At 69.8% G+C, this 15623-nt stretch carries 14 protein-coding genes and 1 pseudogene; 12 read left to right on the top strand and 3 right to left on the bottom strand.

What is annotated here, in order from left to right; genetic code table 11:
* From UK23_RS17150 to UK23_RS17135, 4 genes and pseudogenes are all read left to right on the top strand, one after another.
* Positions 1–378 (top strand): annotated as a pseudogene (locus UK23_RS17150) (galactose-1-epimerase); the annotation flags it as partial.
* 159 nt (positions 379–537) lie between these two features.
* The gene (locus UK23_RS17145) at positions 538–1812 is read left to right on the top strand and encodes a helix-turn-helix domain-containing protein (RefSeq protein WP_045312545.1); all 1275 of its coding nucleotides are present in this window, start codon (positions 538–540) and stop codon (positions 1810–1812) included.
* A gap of 33 nt (positions 1813–1845) precedes the next feature.
* Entirely contained in the window at positions 1846–3219 is a 1374-nt protein-coding gene (locus UK23_RS17140; RefSeq protein WP_045312544.1) for a glycoside hydrolase family 30 protein, read from the top strand.
* Positions 3216–4253, top strand: coding sequence for a non-reducing end alpha-L-arabinofuranosidase family hydrolase (locus tag UK23_RS17135; protein ID WP_052684744.1), 1038 nt, complete (start codon positions 3216–3218; stop codon positions 4251–4253). Before UK23_RS17140 ends, UK23_RS17135 begins: the two co-directional genes overlap by 4 nt.
* Here the strand turns inward: UK23_RS17135 and UK23_RS17130 are convergent.
* Complete coding sequence (locus UK23_RS17130; RefSeq protein ID WP_045312543.1) at positions 4250–4498, bottom strand: PLD nuclease N-terminal domain-containing protein; 249 nt, start codon at positions 4496–4498, stop codon at positions 4250–4252. The genes UK23_RS17135 and UK23_RS17130 overlap by 4 nt on opposite strands.
* Positions 4499–4644: 146 nt before the next feature.
* Here UK23_RS17130 and UK23_RS17125 point away from each other — a divergent pair, with 146 nt between their 5' ends.
* Positions 4645–4995, top strand: a complete 351-nt coding sequence (locus UK23_RS17125) for an STAS domain-containing protein (RefSeq protein ID WP_196777774.1) — start codon at positions 4645–4647, stop codon at positions 4993–4995.
* A 15-nt stretch (positions 4996–5010) separates the two neighbouring features.
* Here the strand turns inward: UK23_RS17125 and UK23_RS17120 are convergent, their stop codons facing one another.
* A complete protein-coding gene (locus UK23_RS17120; RefSeq protein ID WP_045312541.1) occupies positions 5011–6171 on the bottom strand; it encodes a beta-ketoacyl synthase N-terminal-like domain-containing protein in 1161 nt (386 codons plus the stop codon).
* 194 nt (positions 6172–6365) lie between these two features.
* Between UK23_RS17120 and UK23_RS17115 the strand changes: the two genes are divergently transcribed.
* The 4 genes from UK23_RS17115 (at position 6366) to UK23_RS17100 (ending at position 11492) form a co-directional block, all read left to right on the top strand.
* Positions 6366–9125, top strand: coding sequence for an EAL domain-containing protein (locus UK23_RS17115; RefSeq protein WP_082114725.1), 2760 nt, complete (start codon positions 6366–6368; stop codon positions 9123–9125).
* Positions 9126–9271: 146 nt separating this feature from the next.
* Positions 9272–9646: a hypothetical protein gene (locus UK23_RS17110; protein ID WP_045312539.1), complete on the top strand. Its 375-nt coding sequence runs from the start codon at positions 9272–9274 to the stop codon at positions 9644–9646.
* A gap of 5 nt (positions 9647–9651) precedes the next feature.
* Positions 9652–10113, top strand: coding sequence for a roadblock/LC7 domain-containing protein (locus tag UK23_RS17105; protein WP_045312549.1), 462 nt, complete (start codon positions 9652–9654; stop codon positions 10111–10113).
* A 110-nt stretch (positions 10114–10223) separates the two neighbouring features.
* The gene (locus UK23_RS17100; protein WP_045312548.1) at positions 10224–11492 is read left to right on the top strand and encodes a vanadium-dependent haloperoxidase; all 1269 of its coding nucleotides are present in this window, start codon (positions 10224–10226) and stop codon (positions 11490–11492) included.
* Between the two features lie 7 nt (positions 11493–11499).
* On the opposite strand, the gene UK23_RS17095 is transcribed toward UK23_RS17100, so the two are convergent.
* A complete protein-coding gene (locus UK23_RS17095; RefSeq protein WP_045312538.1) occupies positions 11500–12603 on the bottom strand; it encodes a substrate-binding domain-containing protein in 1104 nt (367 codons plus the stop codon).
* A gap of 103 nt (positions 12604–12706) precedes the next feature.
* Here UK23_RS17095 and UK23_RS17090 point away from each other — a divergent pair, with 103 nt between their 5' ends.
* From UK23_RS17090 to UK23_RS17080, 3 genes are all read left to right on the top strand, one after another.
* Positions 12707–14032: an ABC transporter substrate-binding protein gene (locus UK23_RS17090; RefSeq protein WP_045312537.1), complete on the top strand. Its 1326-nt coding sequence runs from the start codon at positions 12707–12709 to the stop codon at positions 14030–14032.
* Complete coding sequence (locus UK23_RS17085) at positions 14029–14958, top strand: carbohydrate ABC transporter permease (RefSeq protein WP_052684741.1); 930 nt, start codon at positions 14029–14031, stop codon at positions 14956–14958. Before UK23_RS17090 ends, UK23_RS17085 begins: the two co-directional genes overlap by 4 nt.
* The coding region (locus tag UK23_RS17080; RefSeq protein WP_045312536.1) for a carbohydrate ABC transporter permease at positions 14955–15623 on the top strand (669 nt) is incomplete at its 3' end. The genes UK23_RS17085 and UK23_RS17080, both read left to right, overlap by 4 nt.

Raw genomic sequence — 15623 nt, 5'->3', positions numbered from 1 at the left:
ATCCCGCAGGGACGTCCGGTACCGGTCGGCGGCACCCCGTTCGACTTCCGCGAACCCACGCCGATCGGCGCCCGCCTCAACGGCGAGTACGACCACAACTGGGTGCTCGACGGGACGGGTTCACTCGCGTTCGCCGCACGTGCGCACGACCTCGGTTCCGGCCGGACGCTCACCGTGCACACGACCGAGCCGGGTCTGCAGTTCTACTCCGGCAACTTCCTGACCGAGGAGGTCGGGTACGGGCGTGGCGCGGGCTTCGCGTTGGAGGCGCAGCACTTCCCCGACTCGCCGAACCGCCCGGACTTCCCCAGCACGGTGTTGCGTCCCGGCCAGACCTACCACCAGGAGACGGTGTACGAGCTGAGCATTCTCGCCTGAGCGCGAAAATGGTCGAATTCGAGTCGAATGAAGTTATTGGCAATAATTCAGAGGACCGCTGACACCGACACCGGAGCACCGTAACGTTCTGGATGCCGGGCGCGATCAGGCGGCTTTTCGCGTCCGGCGCCCTGAATGAACGTGCGGGGGGTGCCGGCAATGCACGAGTTCGGACGGGAGCTGCGCCGCCTGCGCGAACTGGCGGGCCTCACCCAGATCCAGTTCGCGGCCCGCCTGGGATATCACCACACCTACGTCTCCAAGATCGAGAGCGGGACCCGTGAGCCGCGGATCGAGTTCGCGGCCAAGGCCGACGACGCGCTGGCGGCAGGCGGTGCGCTGCTCGCCGCGGCGACGAAGGTGCGGGCCAACTCCGCGATTCCACTGCCCAGCGCGCCGCGCGGTGCGGAGCCGCTGAGACTGCCGCGAAGCGGGCTGATCCAGCTGCCCGCGTTCGGCATCACCTGCCCCTCGCACGGCACCGACGGATGCGCTGCCCTCATCCCCGGCGGTCTCACGGGCGTACCCGGTGTCGACGGACGCGCGGTCGGCATCCCGACGCTGCACGGATTCGCGGCGCTGCTGGCCACCTACGTCGAGGCGGACGTCAGCGCGGTGGGCGGCGATCTGGCCGTGCCGGTCGAACGGGCGTTGAACGCTCTCCTCGCCGTCGTCCCGAAAGCGCGCGGAGATGATGCGGACGGCCTGATGCGGCTGGCCGCCCGCTACGCCGACGTGGCCGGGTGGTTGCGCGTGAAACGCGGCCAGCACGGGATCGCCATGGCGTGGTTGCTGCGCAGCACCGAGTGGGCGCTGGCCTCGGGCGGGCTGCCCACCGCCTGTGAAGCGCTGAGCCACATCAGCGTGCTGAGCATGCTCGAGGGCGACGGCGCGACCGCACTCGAGTACGCCCGCGCGGCCTCCGAGGTGGATCCGGACCGCCGGTGGATCTCGGTGCAGGGCCAGCTCCACCAAGCGCGCGCGTACGCACTGCTCGGCGACCACCGGGAGTTCGACCGGCAGACACGGGCCGCGCGACGCGGCGCGGAGCTGCTGGCCGAGCGCGACGTGGTGGAGGCGCCGTGGCTGACGGGCGTCGCGGGCGACACGTTCATCGCCTCCCATCTGGCCGGGGGTCTGCGCGACCTGGCGGAGGTGATCGGTGGGGCCGACCGTGCCGACCAGGCCGCGTTGTTCGCGGAGAAGTCGCTGACGACCGTGCCCGCCGACATGCACGGCAGCCGGCTCCTGCTCACGCTGAGGCTCGCCGACAGCCAGGCGTGCCGCGGCGATCTCGACGCCGCCGTGGAGATCGCCAGGCCGGTGATCCCGGCGGTGTCCTCCACCGCGGCGACACCGATCCGCCGCGAGCTCGGCAGGCTCCGCACCCGGCTCGGCACGCGATTCGACGAACTTCTCGGCGACCACGCCTGAAACGCGCCGCCAATTCGCATCAGAAAGGTGAAAATGCGATTCGCGATTCGAACGACCGTGGTGTTGCTCGTCTTGGGCACGCTCGCCGCACCTACCGCCCACGCCGCCACGACGGTCACCGTCGACGGCTCCCGAAAACATCAGACGATCGACGGTTTCGGGTTCTCCGAGGCGTTCGGCCGCGGTGAGATCATGCACGGCTCGCAAGGTCTTTCAGCACCGAAACAACGCGAGATCCTCGACCTGCTCCTCTCGCGCAGCTCCGGTGCGGGCCTGTCGATCCTGCGGCTGGGCATCGGTTCGACAGCCGCCAACTCCATCCAGCCGACGAACCCCGGCGGCCCTAACGCGACCCCGCGGTACGTGTGGGACCGCGACGACGAGAGCCAGGTGTGGCTCGCCCAGCAGGCGAAGGCGTACGGGGTGAACCGCTTCTACGCCGACGCCTGGAGCGCGCCCGGTTACATGAAGACCAACGGCGACGAGGCCAACGGCGGCAGCCTCTGCGGGTTGTCCGGCGCGTCCTGCGCGAGCGGTGACTGGCGCCGTGCCTACGCGAACTACCTGGTGCAGTACACCAAGTTCTACGCGCAGGAAGGCATCAGGATCACCGACCTCGGGTTCACCAACGAACCCGACTACACCACGAACTACTCGTCGATGCGCTTCACCCCGGCCCAGGCGGCGGAGTTCGTGAAGGTGCTCGGCCCGATCGCCTCCGGTCTCAAGGTCGCGTGCTGCGACTCGTTCGGCTGGAGCCAGCAAAGCGCCTACACCAAGGCGATCGAGGCCGACGCGACCGCGCGCGGGATCGTCGCCACGCACACCGGCCACACCTACGCGTCGCAGATCACCGGTCCGCTCCCCACTTCGCGTCGCAGCTGGATGTCGGAGTGGTCGCCGAACGGCACGACGTGGAACGAGAACTGGGACGACGGCAGCGGATACGACGGCCTCACCATCGCCAAGGCCGTGCACACCGCGCTCACCACCGGCAACGTCAACGGGTACGTCTACTGGTACGGCGCTTCGACCGGCGCGACCCGCGGGCTCATCCAGATGAACGGCGACGGCTACCGTGTGTCGAAACGGTTGTGGGCGCTGGCGAACTACAGCCGCTTCATCCGTCCTAACGCGACTCGGATCGACGCGACCTCGTCCGGTGACCTGCTGATGTCCGCCTTCCGCAACACCGACGGCACCATCGCCGTCGTGGCGCTCAACAACGGCAACGCCGCCAACTCGGTCTCCTACCAGCTCAAGAACCTCACCGCCGGCAGCGCGACCCCGTACCTGACCAACTCGACCGGCAACACCACGGCCCAGTCCCCCGTCCGCGTCACGGGCGGCACGTTCACCGCGACCGTGCCGGCCCGTTCGCTGATCACCTACCGGATCACGCCATGACTTCCTCGCGTCTCAAGGTACTTCTCGCCTGCGCCGGCCTGCTGCTGTTCACCTCACCGGCCCACGCCGCGCTGCCCACCAGCTTCCGGTGGAGCTCCAGCGCCCAGCTGATCAGCCCCAAACCCGATGCCACGCACAACATCCGCGCGGTCAAGGACCCGTCCGTCGTCTACAGCAACGGCCGCTGGCACGTGTTCGCGAGCACGGTGAACACCAGCGGCTCGTACAACATGGTGTACCTGAACTTCACCGACTGGTCGCAGGCGAACAACGCGACCCACCACTACCTGGACCAGACCCCGATCGGCAGCGGCTACAAGACCGCGCCGCACGTGTTCTACTTCGCCCCGCAGCAACGCTGGTACCTCGTCTACCAAACCGGCAGCAACGCCGCGTACTCCACCACCACCGACATCAGCGACCCGAAGTCGTGGACCGCGCCGAAGTCCTTCTACGCCAACGGCATGCCGCAGATCATCAAGGACAACATCGGCAAGGGCTACTGGGTCGACTTCTGGGTCATCTGCGACAACGCCAAGTGCTACCTGTTCTCGTCCGACGACAACGGCCACCTCTACCGCTCCGAGACCACCCTCGCCAACTTCCCGAACGGCATGACGAACACCGTCATCGCCATGCAGGACAGCGCCAGGTACCCGTTGTGGGAGGCGTCCAACGTCTACAAGCTCTCGAACGAGAACAAGTACCTGCTGATCGTCGAGGCGATCGGCAGCGGCGGCCGCCGTTACTTCCGCTCGTGGACCTCACCGGCGATCACCGGCCCGTGGACCGCGCTCGCCGACACCGAGGCCAACCCGTTCGCCGGCGCGAACAACGTGACGTTCGGCGGTGCGCAGTGGACGAAGGACATCAGCCACGGCGAGATGGTCCGCGCCGGCACAGACCAGCGCATGGTGATCAACCCGTGCAAGATCCGCTACCTGTACCAGGGCAAAGATCCCAACGCCACCGACCCCTACAACCTGCTGCCGTGGCGGCTCGGCCTGCTCACCCAGACCAACTCGAACTGCTAGTGGATCCGGGCAGAACGCCTTCCCGCGACGAACCAGAGAACGCTGCCCAAGAACGGCAGAGCGAACACGACCAGCAGCCAGAGGATCTTGGCACCGCACCCGATCGGCGCGCCCAGCACGCTGATCAGCGCGGCGATCCAGAAGATCAGCAGAGCGGCGGCCACGAGCAGCACGAGCACGAGGCCGCCGCCCTCCAGCCACCTGGTCTGCTGATCGGACAGCGCCTGCACCACGTGATGTGACATGGCGCCGAGATTAGGTCCGTTCGGACGCACCGGGCATCGGCCTGCAGGACGATCGTCCGTACTACCGGAAGCGGACACGACGATCGACCAATGATCGACAACGACGGCCCGGCCTGACAGGGTGGAGTGCGTCGACGGGAGGCATGATGGCGCCGCTGGAAGCGAAGGCCGAACAACGGGACAACGCGGTGATCCTGCAGGTCACCGGGGAGGTCGACTCCTACACCGCACCGCTGCTGGACGAGCACCTGGCCGCGGCGTTCACCGAGGCGGCGAGACTCGGGTTCGCGGTCGTGCTGGACATGACGGGTGTCTCGTTCCTCTCGTCGTCCGGCCTTTCGGTTCTTGTCGACCACCACACGCGCGGCGAGGACCAGGGCACGCCGTTGCGAGTGGTGGCGCCGGCAGGGAGCGTGCTGCGCGCGTTGCGGGCGACCATGCTGAACGATCTGCTGGAGCTGCACGCCACGCTGCCAGAGGCACTCGCGGCGGGGTGAGTCAGGTGGGCCGGGTCAGGCGGGTGGCGCCAGCACGACCGCCGAGTTGTGGCCGCCCATGCCGAGCGACGACTTGATCGTGACGCCGTCACCGAGCGGCGTGGGCCCGTCCAGCAACCGCGGATGTCCAGGTGCGACAACGGGTGGCGCCGGGATCGTCCCGCGGTCGTACGCCATCGCGGTCACCGCGGCCTCGATCGCCGACGCCGCGCCCTGGCAGTGTCCCGTCAGCGGCTTCACCGAGTAGATGCCGGTCTCCGGCGCGAACAGCCGCGAGAGCACGGCCGCCTCTGCCGCGTCGCACTGCGCGGTGCCGGGGCCGTGCGCGTTGAGGTAGCGCACGTCGGCCGCGCTCACCCCGGCGTTGTCCAGGGCGTCGGTGAAGCACGCCGTGATCTGGTCGAGCCGTGGATCGATCGACGTCACGTGGTAGGCGTCGTGGGACATCGCACCGCCGAGAGTCAGGGCGTACGGGCGGGTCGCGCGGCGGGACAGGACGAACGCCACGGCGGCCTCGCCCAGCACGAAGCCCCTGCTGCCCAGCTGGAACGGGCGGCAGGCGTCGAGCGGCTCGGCGTCCACGACCGCCACGCCGAGCCGGACGAAGTGGGCGACGTTCTCCGGGGTGAGGGAGATGTCCGTCGCGACGAACACCACGTCGTCGACGATTCCCGCGTCCAGCCACGCCTTCGCGGTGATCAGTCCGGCGTTGCCCGACGCGCACATCGCCGAGACGTTCATCGCGGGGCCGTGGAAGCCGTATTCCTGCATGAACGTCGACATCGGCGTGGACGGCATCATCGCCAGGTAGTCGTGCAGCGGCAGCTCGCCACCACGGGTGACGTAGAAGTCGCGCCACAGGTCCACTTCGCCCAGCACCACCGCGTGCAGGAGGCCGACCCGGCGGCCCGGCTGCCAGCCGCGGGCGCCCGCGTCCTCGACGGCCTCCCTGGCGGCGGCGCGCATGGCCCGCGCGAACCTGCTCGGCCCGTCCGCCGGATCACCGCCCTCGCCGACCCGCGCCGCCCAGACGGTGTCGCCGGGGAACCTGCCCAGTCCGGGAACGACGACGGCGGCGGGCTTCCCGCTCACCAGGCCCTCCCAGAGCGACTCGCGGCTCCACCCGTAAGCGCTCACCACGCCGATTCCGCAGATACCCACGCCCCGTGCGACCATATCCCGCTCCCCCGTACCGAGGGCCGACATCTCGCCCAGCGTAACGGCGCGAACAGCCAGGACGAAGTCATCCATTAGTCCACAATGGACATTGAGCCCCGGGGTGTCCGGGGGTCGGGACACCGGATATAACGGCACACCATGTTCACGCCAGACGGATGCGTTTCTGGCCAGGTGTGTAGTAGGACTTCACGATGGCAACGCCACCGCGCATCCGAGCAGGCGCCGGATCTGGGAGCCGAGACGTGAGCGGGCTGATCGGCGACGCGGAGTTCGACCACGAGCTGCTGGTCGGGCTGGCGCTCTCGGTCGGCGCCGCCGTCGTGTGGTGGCTCGACCTCGGCACCGACCGGCTCGGCTGGACGCCGGGCGTCGATGCGGTGATCGGCGTGCCGGACGCGGACGCCGAGACCGTGCGCGCCCGGCTGACCGAACTGGTGGCACCGCTCACCGTGGCCGCGCGGACGGCGGCGGAGTGGCAGGACTTCGAGCTGGAGCAACCGCTCGAGACCGCGACCGGTCAGCGCTGGCTCCAGTTCCGCGCCCGTGTCTCGGCCCGCGGTTCCGCACGGGTGCTGGTCGGCGTCGTCACCGACGTGACCCGGCGGGTCGCCCAGCAGCAGGAGCTGGCCGACCTCGCCGACCGCTACCGGTTGCTGGTCGACCTCTCGCCCGACGCCGTCGTGGTGCACGAGGCGGGCCGGCTCGTCTACGCCAACCCGGCGGCGGTCCGGTTCGTGCGCGCGCCCTCCGACGCCGAGGTCCTCGGCCGGCCGATCACCGATTTCGTCCATCCCGACTCACAACCGGAGATGCTGCGGCGGATCGCGAAGCTGACCGAGCCCGGCGCGTCGAGCGACCCGGCGGAGGCCGTGCTGGTCCGGTTCGACGGCGGCACCACCGACGTCGAGTCGGTCTCCGTGCGCACGACGTGGGAGGGCAGGCCCGCGTTCCAGGTGATCATGCGGGACGTCACCGAGCAGAAGGCGACCGAGGCGGCGTTGCGCCACCAGGCCGCGCTCGCCGCGCACGTCAGCGACGCGCTCATCGGGACCACCCCCGACGGCGTCGTGACCTGCTGGAACCTCAGCGCGGAGAAGGTCTACGGCCACCTCGCCGACGACGCGATCGGGCAGCCCATCGGCCAGGTGGTGGGGGCGCCGCTGGACCCGGTGGCGATCCTGGAGGCCGGCGGGGTCGTGCACGCGGTGCACCACCGGTCCGAAGGTGAGGCGCTGGCGGTGCGGGTGTCGGTCGCCGAGGCGGGCGACGGCTACGTGCTGATCTGCGCGGACGAGACCGCCCGCAAACGCGCGGAACACCACTTCACCGCGGTGGTCAACGCCATCGGGGAAGGTGTGCTCGTCGTCGGCACCACGGGCCTCATCGAGTCCGCCAACCCCGCGGCGGAGCGGATTCTCGGCATCCGCGCGCGGGAGGTGATCGGCAGGTCCGCGTCGCTGACCGAGCTGCACGACGAGACCGGCCAGCCCATTCCGGCCACGCACTTCCCGTCGGCGGTCACCCGCAGCACCGGCAGATCGCAGCACGGGCGGATCGTCTGCGCGCGCAGGCCGGACGGCAGCCGCGTCTGGCTGTCGCTGAGCGTCAGCGCGCTCACCCCGCACGGCGAGCTGCCGTCCGCGACAGTCGTGTCGTTCACCGACATCACCGAACGCCGCATGATCGACAGCCGGCTGGAGCACGAGGCGACGCACGACGCGCTGACCGGCCTGTGCAACCGGACGGTGACCATCAACCGGCTCAGCCCGGCCGCGCGGGCACACCGGTCGGGACTCACCGCGGTGCTGTTCATCGACCTGGACAAGTTCAAGGTCATCAACGACTCCCTCGGCCACAGCGCCGGTGACGAGGTGCTGCGGGTGGTCGGCGCACGGCTGGGCCGCAGCGCCCGGCGCGGCGACGTCGTGGGCAGGCTGGGCGGTGACGAGTTCACCGTCATCGCCTACGGCATGACCGGCCCGGACGAGGCGAACGCGCTCGCCGACCACATCCGCGCCGAGCTCACCAGGCCGATCTCCGTGGACGGACGGCTGCTGCACGTCGACGCGAGCGTGGGCATCGTGCTCGCCGACCCCGCCGACCCCCGCACCGGATCCGACCTGCTGCGCGACGCCGACCTCGCGATGTACCACGCGAAGACGCGCGGCCGCGGCCGCATCGCGTTCTTCGACGTCGAACTGCGCGACCGCATCCAGCGCCGCCTGCAGCTGGAACAGGACCTGCGGCGGGCCCCGCTCGGCGACGAGCTGTGGCTCGCCTACCAGCCGATCGTCGACCTCCGCACGGACCGGCGCACGGCCGTCGAGGGCCTGCTGCGCTGGACGCACCCCGGCTACGGCCTCATCTCCCCCGCCGAGTTCATCACGCTCGCCGAGGAGAGCGATCTCATCAACATCATCGGCGCCCACATGCTGCACACCGCCGCCCGCGAGATCTCCGGGCTGGCCGCGGACCTGCTGCTGACCGTGAACCTGTCGGCCCGCCAGCTCGACGACCCGTGGCTCGTGTCCGCGGTCCGGCACGCCACCCACAAGGCGGGGCTGGACCCCGGCTCGCTGTGCCTGGAGATCACGGAAAGCGCTCTCATGCGCGACCCCGCCCTGGCCGCCCGCACCCTCGCGGCGTTGCGCGACCTCGGTGTGCGGCTCGCGATCGACGACTTCGGCACCGGCTACTCCTCGCTCGCCCAGCTGCTCACGCTGCCGCTGGACACGCTCAAGATCGACCGTTCGTTCACGGCGGGACTGGGCCGTTCCGACGAGGCGGAGGCGATCGTCACCAGCATCATCGCCATGGCCCACGCGGTGGACATGACCGTGATCGCGGAGGGCGTCGAGCAGGCAGAACAACTGGAGATCCTGCGGGCGCTCGGGTGTGACCAGGCACAGGGGTTCCACCTCGGCAGGCCGGTACCGCTGGCCGACCTCTGAACGGAAATCGAACCGTTTCGATTCGCATTCGACGGGGCTTCGACGAAATTCGACGGCCCTTGGAAGCCACCGGCCATGCCACCCGGTGAGCTCGCCGGGAAATCGCCGTCGCACGCCATTGTTCGAGCGTGAGGAGCAATCGTCGAATGAACATCGACACTGCGCTGAAAGAAGCGATGACCATTTCCGGCGCGGTCGGGGCCGCGCTCGTCGACTACGAGAGCGGCATGTCGCTCGGGTCGATCGGCGGTGGCGACCGGCTGGACCTGGAGATCGCCGCGGCCGGCAACACCGAGGTGGTGCGGGCGAAGCAGCGGGTGGTCTCCGCGCTCAAGCTCAACGACGAGATCGAGGACGTCCTCATCACGCTGAACCGCCAGTACCACCTGATCCGGCTGCTGAAGGCGAACAGCCGGGGCGCCTCCACGTTGTTCCTGTACCTCGTGCTGGACCGGGAGCGGTCCAATCTGGCGCTGGCGAGGCACAGTCTCAAGTCCATCGAGGCCGGCCTGATCGTGTGAACGAGATGACGGAGACCGATGTGCTGCCCACGCGCAGGCGCGGCACGTCGCTGGCAGCCGGGCTCGCGGTGGTGCTGCCGCCGAACGGCGCCGAGAAGCAGGCGATGACCGAGGCGCTGCACCAGATCCACGACCGCATCGACACCGTCGCGATCAACGGGGTGCTGGTCGTGACCCGGGACGGCGTGGTGCTGTGCGCCCTCACCCGGGACGTCGAGAACGAGAGCGTCGCCGCGATGGCCGCGGCCGCGGCCGGACTGGCGGCCCAGTTCTCCGCGCGAGCCGGGATCGGCGGCCCGCGCGGGGTGTTCGTCGAGGGCGACACCGGCCAGGTGGGCGTCTTCCCGGTGGACACCAACACGGTGCTCGTGGTGCTCAGTGCGCGGAACACCACCATGGGCATGTACAACGTCGCGGCCAAGCAGGTGCTGGCCTTGCTGCAGCACGAGATCACCACGCGCCGCTGAGGACCGTTCGTACCAGCCGGGCAGCCCGACCGGCCGTCGCAGCGCCGCCGGAACCACGACACGATGAGGACCGTCGAGACCGCGATTTCCCGTGTGTCTTGGAGGTCGGCGTGAAGAAGATCGTCTTGGCCGTGGTGCTCAGCCTGGCCGGCGCCGCGGCGAGCGCGCCCGCGGACGCCGAACCGCGGCTGGACAGCGTGCGGGTGTGGAACGAGCTCGCGTTGGCCGCGGTGCGCGCCACCCGTGCCACTGACGCCGACGCGGCTCGCACGTACGCGATGCTCAACGTGGCCATCTACGACGCGGTCAACGGACTCGCGGGCCCGGCACGGGCTCACGCACTGGTACCCGGCCCCGGCCCGCGCGGCGCTGATTCCCGCGCCGCGGCCGTCGCGGCCGCACACGGCGTCCTCGTCCGGCTGGACCCTGATCGCACCGCGGGCTACGACACGCGACTGAGCGCCGACCTGGCCTCACTGCGTCCTGGGCGTCCGCGCGACGCCGGGGTGCGGTGGGGACGTGAGGTCGCCGAACGTGTGGTGGCCTCCCGCGCCGACGACGGCTCCACTCCGGTGCGAAGCCAGCCCGCCGGCTCCGGCCCCGGTGTCTTCCGGGCCGAGTGGTCCGGCGTGCAGTACCGCGACGTTCGCCCGTTCGCCGTCGCCGACCCCGCCGTGTACGTACCGGGTCCGCCACCCGCGTTGGACAGCCTGGACTACGCCGCCGCCTTCGCCGAGGCCGCACTGCTCGGTGACGCCGGGATTCCGGCCCCCGACAAGCTCGCAACCTTCCAGTTCTGGTCCGTGCCCGCCGGTACCGACCAGCCCGCCGGGGAGTGGGTCAAGATCGCGCTCACCGCGTCGCACGGCCTGTCGTTGCCCGCCTCGGCTCGTCTGCTGGCCTTGCTCACGATGACGATGGCCGACACCACGATTCCCACCGTCGCCACCAAGTCCACCTACCGCCACTGGCGCCCGGCCACGGCGATCCGCGAGGCCGACACCGACGGAAACCCTTTCACCCAGCCGAATCCGGGCTGGGCTTCGCGCGCCGGCAGCACCGGCGCAACACCGGAGTACCCGTCCGGGCACAGCTCCTACAGCGGCGCGGCGGCCGCCGTGCTGGCCGGGTTCTTCTGCGCGGACGACATCCGCTTCACGCACACCACGGACACCGCACCCGGCGGCCAGGCGCGCACCTACCCGAGCTTCTCCGCCGCCGCTGCCGAAGCCGGCCGATCCCGGGTGTTCGGCGGACAGCACTTCGAGTTCAGCGACCAGGCGGGTTTCGCCATCGGGCGCGGCGTCGCGGCCGAGGTTCTCGCCACCCGGCTGCTGAAGCGGACCGGACCGGCGCACCACGGTAGTTGTCCGTTGTAGACGGACGTCAGGCCGGGCTGAGCGCGGTGCCGCACGACTCCCGCACGGTCAGCGTCGGCCACAGCACCACGCGGTGCACCGGCCGGTCGAGCGGATCGGCCAGCCTGGCCAGCGCGAGCTGCGCGGCCAACGCCCCCAGCCGGTGCTTCTGCGGCCGCACCGCGGTCAACGGCGGATCCGACGCCGCCGCCACCTCGTCGTCGTACGACACCACCGCGAGGTCCTCCGGCACGCGGATCCCGCGTTCCCGCGCCCGTTCGAGCAGCCCGATCGCCTCGCGGTCGGCGTGCACGAGCACCGCGTGCACGTCGGTCGCCAGGCACTCGTCGAGCACCTGGTCGACCGCGCGAGTCCACTGCGGAGAGCCGTAGGGCGGCACCTCGAGCACGGGAACTCCGTTGAACGGCAGTTCCAGCGACGACACCGCGACCGTCCAGCCACCGCGGATCACGTCGCTGTGCGGGCTCTGCCGGGACGTCACGAGCCCGATGCGGCGGTGGCCGAGCGTGGTGAGGTGCCGGACGGCGAGTCCGGCGCCGATCGCGTGGTCGGTCACCGCCGCGTCCAGCGCGATCGTCGGCAGCTCTGGCGGCGGAGTGCGTTCGACCAGCACCACCGGAACCGACTGCGCGCCCAGCCATCGAAGCAGTTCGACGCCGGCACGGCCGGTGGTGCTGGGTGCCACCAGCAGGGTCTGCACACCGCGATCCAGCAGCTCGTGCACCCGGCGCCGGTCCTCGGCGGCGTCGTAGCTCGACGCACGCAACACCAACCGTCCGCCCGCCGCGGCCACGGCGGTCTGCGCGCCCTGGATCACCGCAGGCCAGTAGTACTCGACGGACGGCGCGACCATGCCGACCAGCGGGTGCGTCGGGGCGGGGCCGACCACGGACTGCGGTCCGCGCGGAAACGGTTCGACGTGCTTGGGCATGGTGATCCCGCCGTGCACGCGCACGACGAGACCGCGGTCCGCGAGCGCGGTGACGTCCCGGCGCACCGTCACCGCCGACGCGCCGAGCAGGTCCGCCAGTTCCTGCAATCGGACCGTGCCGTGCGTCCGGACGGCTCGCAGGATCAGCTCATGCCGCTGAGCAGCCAACTTCTGGTTCATCTCTTCGCTTCTGATCGGTTCCGAGCGTTTCTGATCGTTTCGTTGACCACGAAGTCTGCCACGGGGTGAGGTGTGCCACATCACGCCAGCAGGAGGGTCGGCAATGGAGCTTTCCCCAGCGCTGCGGACCAGCGGCCTCTCGCGCCGCGGGTTTCTGCGCGCCACCGCCGCAGTGGGTGCGGCGGGCCTAGTCGGCGGCTGCACCGCCACGGCCGCACCGCCCGGCGCCACGACGGTCACCATCTGGTCGTGGCTGACGGGCATGGACAAGTACGTCGCCGCGTTCAACGCGGGCCACAAGGACGTCTTCGTCGATCTCAGGGTGATCGCGGCCGGGCTGTCCGGTGGCTATGCCCAGCAGACCAACGCGATCAGGGCGCACAACGCGCCCGACATCCTGCACGTCGAGTACCAGGGCCTGCCGCAGATCCTGCTCACCGGCGGGCTGCGCGACCTCACGAACGACCTGGCCGACCTGGAGAGCCAGTACTCCCCCGCCGCGTGGCGAGGGGTGCGGCCCGACGGCCGGACGTGGGCCGTGCCGATGGACCTCGCGCCGATGGTCTTCTACTACCGCAAGGACTTGTTCGACCAGCACGGCATCGCGTTGCCCCGCACGTGGGACGAGTTCCGCACGGCGGCAGCGGCCGTCAAGCAGGTCGACCCGCAGGCGCGCATCTGCACGTTCCCGCTCAACGACGGCTCGTTCTTCGCCGGAATGTCCTGGCAGGCAGGCGATCCGTGGTGGACGGCGCAGGGCGACACATGGGCCGTCGACATCGCCGGTGAGGGCACGAAGCGCACCGCTCAGTTCTGGCAGTCGATGATCACCGAGAACCTCGTCGCCGGAATCGTGCACGGCTCCCAGGACTGGATCGCCGGCATGCACGAGGGCAAGCTGTGGGGCCTGCTCGGGGCGTCGTGGAGCGTCGGCACGCTCGGCAAGTCGATCCCGAAGGACACCGGCCGCTGGGCGATGGCGACCATGCCGACCTGGGACGGCAAGCCCGCCAACGGAGTTCAGGGCGGCACAGCGTTCGGCGTCTCCGCGGAGAGCAAGGTGCCAGAGGCGGCCACGACGTTCCTGCGCTGGCTCAGCACGAACCCCGAGGTGCCGAAGATCGGCAGCACGTTCACCACGCCGTTCCCCGCACATCTGCCGAACCGGGCCGTGGCGCGGCAGGCGTACAAGGGCGGCTACTTCCTCGGCGATCCCGTGTACGACGTGCTCGACGAGGCCGCGAAACGCGTGCCGGACTGGACGTGGGGGCCGAACGCGCTGCGGTTGTTCTCCACGATCTCCGACAGCTTCGGGCCGGTCCGCGGTGGCGGGACAACGTTGCCGGACGCGCTGACGAAGATCCAGCAGCAGGCCGTGGCCGACATGCGCGCCAAGGGACTTTCGGTGCGGGAAGGGAAAGCGGCATGAGCGTCCTCGCGCCCGAACGAACACCGGTACACGAGGAAACGATCTCGGAGCCGAACGTCAGGACCCGCAAGAAGGACTTCGCGGGACTGGTGCTGGCCGTGCCGTTCCTGGTGCTGCTCGTCACCACCGTGCTGGTGCCGGTGCTGTACGCGCTCTACCTCAGCCTGTTCACCGAACGCCTGCACGGCCTGGGTTTCTCCGGTCCCGAGCACGTGTTCGCCTGGCTGGGCAACTACGTCTCGGTCATCACCGACAAGGCGTTCCACACCGGCCTGGGCAACGTGGCGTTGTTCGCGCTGGTGCACATCCCGAGCATGCTGGTCGGCTCGCTGATCCTGGCCCTGCTGCTGGACTCCGCCGTCGTGCGGTTGCGGCAGGTGTGGTCGCTGGCGGTCTTCGTGCCGTACGCGGTGCCGGTGGTCATCGGCGGCCTGATCTGGGCGTACCTCTACAGCCCGACGATCGGCCCGATCAAGAACCTGCTCGGCATCGACCCGTTGAGCCCCTCCGCCGTGCTGCCGTCGATCGCGAACATCGCCACGTGGCAGTGGGTCGGCTACAACATGATCATCTTCTACACGGCGCTGCAGGCCGTGCCCAAGGAGATCATCGAGGCGGCCAGGGCCGACGGCGCGGGAGGGTTCCGCACGGCGTGGTCGATCAAGATCCCGGTGATCCGGCCGACGATCTTCGTGGCGGTGGTGTTCACCGTCATCGGCTCGTTGCAGCTGTTCACCGAACCCATGGTGCTCAAGGGCTTCACCGGCACGGTGACCAGCACCTGGACCCCCAGCATGTACGTGTACGAGGCCGCGTTCGTGGCCGGTGACAACGGGCGCGCCGCGGCGGCGTCGGTGCTGCTCGCGGTGATCTGCGCGCTGCTGTCCGCCGTCGTCATGCGCTTCTCGACGAGGAGGTCGCGGTGAGCACGATCGTTGCGGACCGCAAGTCGCGCTGGGTGTCCGTGCCCGCGGTGCACGTGGTTCTGGTCATCGCGGCGCTGTACAGCCTGCTGCCGTTGGTGTGGCTGCTGACGTCGGCCACGAAGTCCCTCGGCGACTTCTCCACGACCGGCGCGTTCGAGCTCGGCGAGTGGAACCTGTGGACCAACGTGAAGACGTTGTTCACCCAGGAGAACGGCATCTTCTGGCAGTGGCTGCTCAACTCCGTGCTGTACGCGGGCGGTGGAGCGGTGCTCGGCTCGCTGATCTGCGCCGCGTGCGGGTACGCCATCGCCAAGACGAGCTTCCCCGGCCGGCGTCTGCTGTTCGGGCTGACGCTGACCGGCGTGCTCGTGCCGACGACCGTGCTGGCGCTGCCGATGTACCTGCTCGCGTCCGAACTGCGGATCGTCGACACGTTCTGGGCGGTGTTCATCCCCTTGCTCACCAACCCGTTCGGCGTCTACCTCGCCAGGGTGTACGCCGACGCGTCGGTTCCGGACGAGGTGCTGGAGGCCGCGCGGGTCGACGGAGCAGGTCAGCTGCGCACGTTCTTCACCGTGGCGCTGCCGATGATGCGTCCCGGTGTGGTGACCGTGCTGCTGTTCCAGTTCATCGGAATCTGGAACAACTTCTTCCTGCCGCTGGTC

Origin of the sequence: Lentzea aerocolonigenes, assembly GCF_000955955.1 — a bacterium.
GTDB lineage: Bacteria > Actinomycetota > Actinomycetes > Mycobacteriales > Pseudonocardiaceae > Lentzea > Lentzea aerocolonigenes_A.
The sequence above is the reverse complement of the archived record's forward strand: the minus strand, read 5'-3'. Positions and strand labels throughout refer to the sequence as shown.

Excerpts from the sequence above, each read along its gene's own strand:
- UK23_RS17145 (WP_045312545.1), top strand. The coding sequence starts at position 538 with ATGCACGAGTTCGGACGGGAGCTGCGCCGCCTGCGCGAACTGGCGGGC.
- UK23_RS17095 (WP_045312538.1), bottom strand. The coding sequence starts at position 12,603 with ATGAACCAGAAGTTGGCTGCTCAGCGGCATGAGCTGATCCTGCGAGCC.
- UK23_RS17115 (WP_082114725.1), top strand. The coding sequence starts at position 6,366 with ATGGCAACGCCACCGCGCATCCGAGCAGGCGCCGGATCTGGGAGCCGA.
- UK23_RS17140 (WP_045312544.1), top strand. The coding sequence starts at position 1,846 with ATGCGATTCGCGATTCGAACGACCGTGGTGTTGCTCGTCTTGGGCACG.
- UK23_RS17110 (WP_045312539.1), top strand. The coding sequence starts at position 9,272 with ATGAACATCGACACTGCGCTGAAAGAAGCGATGACCATTTCCGGCGCG.
- UK23_RS17085 (WP_052684741.1), top strand. The coding sequence starts at position 14,029 with ATGAGCGTCCTCGCGCCCGAACGAACACCGGTACACGAGGAAACGATC.
- UK23_RS17105 (WP_045312549.1), top strand. The coding sequence starts at position 9,652 with ATGACGGAGACCGATGTGCTGCCCACGCGCAGGCGCGGCACGTCGCTG.
- UK23_RS17090 (WP_045312537.1), top strand. The coding sequence starts at position 12,707 with ATGGAGCTTTCCCCAGCGCTGCGGACCAGCGGCCTCTCGCGCCGCGGG.
- UK23_RS17135 (WP_052684744.1), top strand. The coding sequence starts at position 3,216 with ATGACTTCCTCGCGTCTCAAGGTACTTCTCGCCTGCGCCGGCCTGCTG.
- UK23_RS17125 (WP_196777774.1), top strand. The coding sequence starts at position 4,645 with ATGGCGCCGCTGGAAGCGAAGGCCGAACAACGGGACAACGCGGTGATC.
- UK23_RS17130 (WP_045312543.1), bottom strand. The coding sequence starts at position 4,498 with ATGTCACATCACGTGGTGCAGGCGCTGTCCGATCAGCAGACCAGGTGG.
- UK23_RS17120 (WP_045312541.1), bottom strand. The coding sequence starts at position 6,171 with ATGGTCGCACGGGGCGTGGGTATCTGCGGAATCGGCGTGGTGAGCGCT.